Origin of the sequence: Mesorhizobium sp. M4A.F.Ca.ET.090.04.2.1 (assembly GCF_003999085.1) — a bacterium.
GTDB lineage: Bacteria > Pseudomonadota > Alphaproteobacteria > Rhizobiales > Rhizobiaceae > Mesorhizobium.
In genome coordinates this window covers 1-4,005 of record NZ_RZOT01000553.1, presented here as the reverse complement: position 1 = coordinate 4,005, position 4,005 = coordinate 1, and the positions used below count along the sequence as shown (strand labels likewise).

The 4,005-nt window shown below is 63.9% G+C and carries 6 protein-coding genes and 1 pseudogene; 4 read left to right on the top strand and 3 right to left on the bottom strand.

Annotated features, from left to right (window positions below; translation table 11 throughout):
* Together EN781_RS27880 and aat are read left to right on the top strand one after the other, a co-directional pair.
* Positions 1-284, top strand: a pseudogene (locus EN781_RS27880) (acetyl-CoA carboxylase biotin carboxylase subunit); the annotation flags it as partial.
* Positions 285-312: 28 nt separating this feature from the next.
* Positions 313-930 (top strand): leucyl/phenylalanyl-tRNA--protein transferase, encoded by a 618-nt coding sequence (aat, locus tag EN781_RS27875; RefSeq protein WP_126054371.1) that lies wholly within the window; start codon positions 313-315, stop codon positions 928-930.
* Positions 931-941: 11 nt separating this feature from the next.
* Here aat and EN781_RS27870 read toward each other — a convergent pair whose 3' ends face one another.
* The 3 genes from EN781_RS27870 to EN781_RS27860 all read right to left on the bottom strand — a co-directional run bounded on the left by EN781_RS27870 (position 942) and on the right by EN781_RS27860 (position 2,476).
* Positions 942-1,328 carry a hypothetical protein gene (locus tag EN781_RS27870; protein WP_126054370.1) on the bottom strand — a complete coding sequence of 129 codons (387 nt, stop codon included), beginning with the start codon at positions 1,326-1,328 and terminating at the stop codon, positions 942-944.
* An 86-nt stretch (positions 1,329-1,414) separates the two neighbouring features.
* Complete coding sequence (locus EN781_RS27865; protein ID WP_126054369.1) at positions 1,415-1,951, bottom strand: DUF2155 domain-containing protein; 537 nt, start codon at positions 1,949-1,951, stop codon at positions 1,415-1,417.
* Positions 1,952-2,077: 126 nt separating this feature from the next.
* The gene (locus EN781_RS27860) at positions 2,078-2,476 is read right to left on the bottom strand and encodes an NADH:ubiquinone oxidoreductase subunit NDUFA12 (protein ID WP_126054368.1); all 399 of its coding nucleotides are present in this window, start codon (positions 2,474-2,476) and stop codon (positions 2,078-2,080) included.
* Positions 2,477-2,697: 221 nt separating this feature from the next.
* On the opposite strand from EN781_RS27860, the gene panB reads away from it, so the two are divergent.
* Together panB and EN781_RS27850 are read left to right on the top strand one after the other, a co-directional pair.
* Positions 2,698-3,540, top strand: coding sequence for a 3-methyl-2-oxobutanoate hydroxymethyltransferase (gene panB, locus EN781_RS27855; RefSeq protein WP_126054367.1), 843 nt, complete (start codon positions 2,698-2,700; stop codon positions 3,538-3,540).
* Positions 3,537-4,005: pantoate--beta-alanine ligase (locus tag EN781_RS27850; protein WP_145965662.1), on the top strand; the 469-nt coding region annotated here is incomplete at its 3' end. The genes panB and EN781_RS27850, both read left to right, overlap by 4 nt.

Sequence of the window (4,005 nt, the reverse complement as noted above, 5' to 3'; positions counted from 1 at the left end):
CCCATTTCCACACGCCGGGCGGGCTGGGCATCCGCGTCGATTCCGGCGTCTATTCCGGCTACAAGATCCCGCCCTATTACGACAGCCTGATCGGCAAGCTGATCGTGCACGGCCGCAACCGCGTCGAGTGTATGATGCGGCTGCGCCGAGCGCTGGACGAATTCGTCGTCGACGGCATCAAGACGACGCTGCCGCTGTTCCGCGACCTGGTCGGCAACCCCGACATCGCCAATGGCGACTACGACATCCACTGGCTGGAAAAATATCTGGCTAAAGAGGAATAGCCGCTGAACTTGCAGTTATAATGCCGCGATGACCCGTCCCTATGCGCCCGGCTATCGCATCCCGACCGACCTCTTGCTGAAGGCCTATGCCTCGGGCGTCTTCCCGATGGCCGAAAGCGCCAGCGATCCGGAAGTGTTCTGGGTGCGGCCGGAGACGCGTGGCATCATCCCGCTGGACAGGTTTCATACACCGCGCAGCCTGAAGAAGACGATCCGCAGACACCCCTTCGACATCCGCTATGATTTCGATTTCGAGGCGACAATCGACGGCTGCGCCGAGAGACGCGAGGAGCGCCGCTCGACCTGGATCAACGCGCCGATCCGCGAGGCTTACGTCGAACTCTATCGCCTCGGCCATTGCCATTCGGTCGAGGCCTGGCGCGAGGATCGGCTGGTCGGGGGCCTTTACGGCGTCTCGCTGGGGCGCGTCTTCTTCGGCGAAAGTATGTTCGCCAGGGAAACGGACGCCTCCAAGACCTGTCTTTATCACCTGGTCGAGCGCTTGAAGGCGCGCGGTTTCGCGCTGCTCGACACCCAGTTCACCACCGAGCACCTCAAGCGCTTCGGCGCCGTCGACGTGCCGCGCGGCCAGTATGAGAAGATGCTGGCCGAGGCCTTGAAGAGCGAAGCCATCTTCTCGCCATGAGGCCGTAGCGATCAGCCTTTTGCTGAAGCCTCTATCGGCGTTTGCGCATGGAACATCATCTTCCAGCCATTGGTTCGATGCACGTAGCCGGTGCTGACCAGCGCGTTGTAGATTTCGCCATTCTCGCGCGTCGCGTGCGCCTCGTAGGTCAGCATGACAATGTCGCTGCCGGGTTCGACCATGCCCTTTAGGTCGATGTCGAGATCGCGCCAGCGACGTGGCTTGCTGGCGGTTTTAGCCAGATCGGCATTGCTGATCGCATGCGCCATCTCCGGAAAGGCCACGAGGCATTCGGCATCGGCGTTGGCCGCATAGTAGGCCGCATCGCCGGTCCAGAATCCCCTTTCGAGGTCAAGCAATTCCTTCTTGCTGACCGTCATGTGCTTGGTTGCTGACATCGCAAGATCCTCCATGCGCAACAGTGCGCAATCGCTCTTTTGCCAACGTGTGGCGAACGAAGCGGTTCCCCGATTCTGCTGTTGGATCAGTTGGCCTCGCCGCTATCCGGCTCGGTCGCAGCCGGAGCGGCGGCGGCCTTCGGCTTGGACGTATCGACCTGTGACGCACCGGTCTTGGCGGCCTCGGGCGGCGGCACGTCCGACTTCTGCTTGCAACCCTTCAGCCAGACGTCATAGACGGCGTGCTCGACGGCGTTGAGGCCGGGGCTCTCGGCGAACATCCAGCCGGTGAAGATGCGGCGGATCTTGCGGTCGAGCGTGATCTCATCGACCTCGACGAAGGAATCGGTCTTCGGCTCCTCCGTCTCCGGCCGCGAATAGCAGATGCGCGGCGTCACCTGCAAAGCGCCGAACTGCACCGTCTCGTCGATATAGACATCGAAGGTGATGATCCGGCCGGTGATTTTGTCGATGCCGGCGAACTCGGCGACCGGATTGGTGATGCGCTCGGCAGCCACCGGCGCCGCCGGCGTCTGCGCAGCGGCAACCGTCACCGTGCAGGCGGCGACAGCGGCTGTTGCCGCGGCCGCGGCGCCCAACGAGATTCGGCTGAAGATGCTCATGCGGGATACCGGTGGTTGCGCCCGGAGTGATTCTTGCTCGCCCAAGGCTAGTCGCCGTTTTCAGATCAGCAAGCAGCTAAACGTCAATTGTGGCGACAAAGGACCGATCAGCACCTCGGCCGCCGATTACGAGCCGGGCGTCCAGGCGTCGTAGTCGCCGGTCACTTGCGGGCGGTGCTGGTTGGTCAGCACCGAGCCCTGCGGACGGTAGGCCGCAGGGCTGCCGGTGAGATTCGGCAAATGCGGCTTCTGCCATTCGCGCGGACGATAGTCGTCGCTCGGCGGCGCCACATCGACGCGATGATGAATCCAGCCGTGCCAGCCCGGCGGGATCTTCGAGGCTTCCGAATAGTCCCGGTAGATGACCCAGCGACGGGTGCGGCCTTCTGAATCGATGCCGCCCTCGTAATAGACGTTGCCGGCTTCGTCCTGGCCGACCTTCCTGCCGTGGCGCCATGTGTGGAACCGCGTTCCCAGCGTCTGGCTGTTCCACCAGGTGAAAAACTGCGTAAGGAAAGCTTTCATCCAAGTCCTCGCGGCGGCAGCGGCTGCGCCTTTCTCCTGCTTATGGCGTCACGCAATCGCGAAGGCAAGGGTTTTGCCGTGGGGCGCAATGTAAATGGTTCGTGCGCTAAATCGATACAGCCGCGCGGATAGCGTCAGCCCTGCTTGCCAAGCAGTTCCTGTCTTTCTAAAGCTCTGCTCGCCCGGCAACGGGCGCCTGGCCTGGTGCCCGGCCAAGGGAGGTGAAGATTCAAGACCTGTCCGCCAGTGGCCGGATCAGCGCCGACGCCATTCGCCGCCGCAAGGGCGGCGTGCCGATCGTCTGCCTGACCGCCTATACCTATCCTGTCGCCCGATTGCTCGATCCCCACGTCGACCTGCTTCTGGTCGGCGACAGTGTCGCCATGGTGCTGCACGGCCACAAGACCACGCTTGGCGCATCCCTGGAGATGATGATCGCGCACGGTCAGGCGGTGATGCGCGGCTCCGACAGGGCTTGCGTGGTCGTCGACATGCCTGCCGGCAGCTATGAGACGTCGGTGGCTGAGGCCGTCGCCTCGGCGCGGCGCATTGTCGAGGAGACGGGCTGCCAGGCGGTCAAGCTCGAGGGCGGCGTCGACATGGTCGGGCAGATCGCCGCGATCGTGGCCGGCGGCATCCCGGTCATGGGCCATATCGGCCTGCAGCCGCAATCGGTGGAAAAGGACGGCGGCTACAAGATCAAGGGCCGGACCGAAGACAATGTGGCCGCCCTGTTCCGCGACGCCGAAGCGGTGGAAAAGGCCGGCGCCTTTTCCGTGGTCATCGAGGGCACCGTCGAGAGCGTCGCGGCTGATCTTACCCGCGCCATCGCCATCCCCACCATCGGCATTGGCGCCAGCCGCGATTGCGACGGCCAAATCCTGGTCATCGACGACATGGTCGGCCTGACCGTCGACCGCGTACCGAAATTCGTCAAGGAATATGCCAGCCTGCGCGATGTCGTCTCGGACGCTGCCGCCCGCTACGCGGCGGAGGTGCGCGACCGCGCGTTTCCCGGCCCGGACCACGTCTTTGCCGCCACACCCGATAAGGACAAGGTATGAGTCGACCGATCGTCGCCGAAACGGTTCCCGCCCTTCGCGCGCAAATCCGCGACTGGCGGCGCGAGGGCCTCGGCATCGCCATGGTGCCGACCATGGGCGCGCTGCATGACGGCCATATCTCGCTGGTCAGGATGGCGCTCGAAAAGGCCGAGCGCTGCGTCGTCTCGATCTTCGTCAATCCGGCGCAGTTCGCCCCGACCGAGGATCTCGACAAATATCCGCGCCAGCTTGCCCGCGACCTCGAACGGCTGGCCGAAGCCGGCGCGCATCTCGTCTTCACGCCAGGCGTCGCGGAGATGTACCCGGCCGGCTTCGCCACCAGGATTTCGGTCGGCGGCCCCTCCTCCGGCCTGGAATCGGATTTCAGGCCTAGCTTCTTCGACGGTGTCGCCACCGTCGTGGCCAAGCTCTTCCTGCAAGCGGCTCCCGACTATGCGATCTTCGGCGAGAAGGACTATCAGCAGC

Coding starts and splice junctions, on each gene's coding strand:
- aat (WP_126054371.1), top strand. CDS start 313: ATGACCCGTCCCTATGCGCCCGGCTATCGCATCCCGACCGACCTCTTG.
- EN781_RS27870 (WP_126054370.1), bottom strand. CDS start 1,328: ATGTCAGCAACCAAGCACATGACGGTCAGCAAGAAGGAATTGCTTGAC.
- EN781_RS27865 (WP_126054369.1), bottom strand. CDS start 1,951: ATGAGCATCTTCAGCCGAATCTCGTTGGGCGCCGCGGCCGCGGCAACA.
- EN781_RS27860 (WP_126054368.1), bottom strand. CDS start 2,476: ATGAAAGCTTTCCTTACGCAGTTTTTCACCTGGTGGAACAGCCAGACG.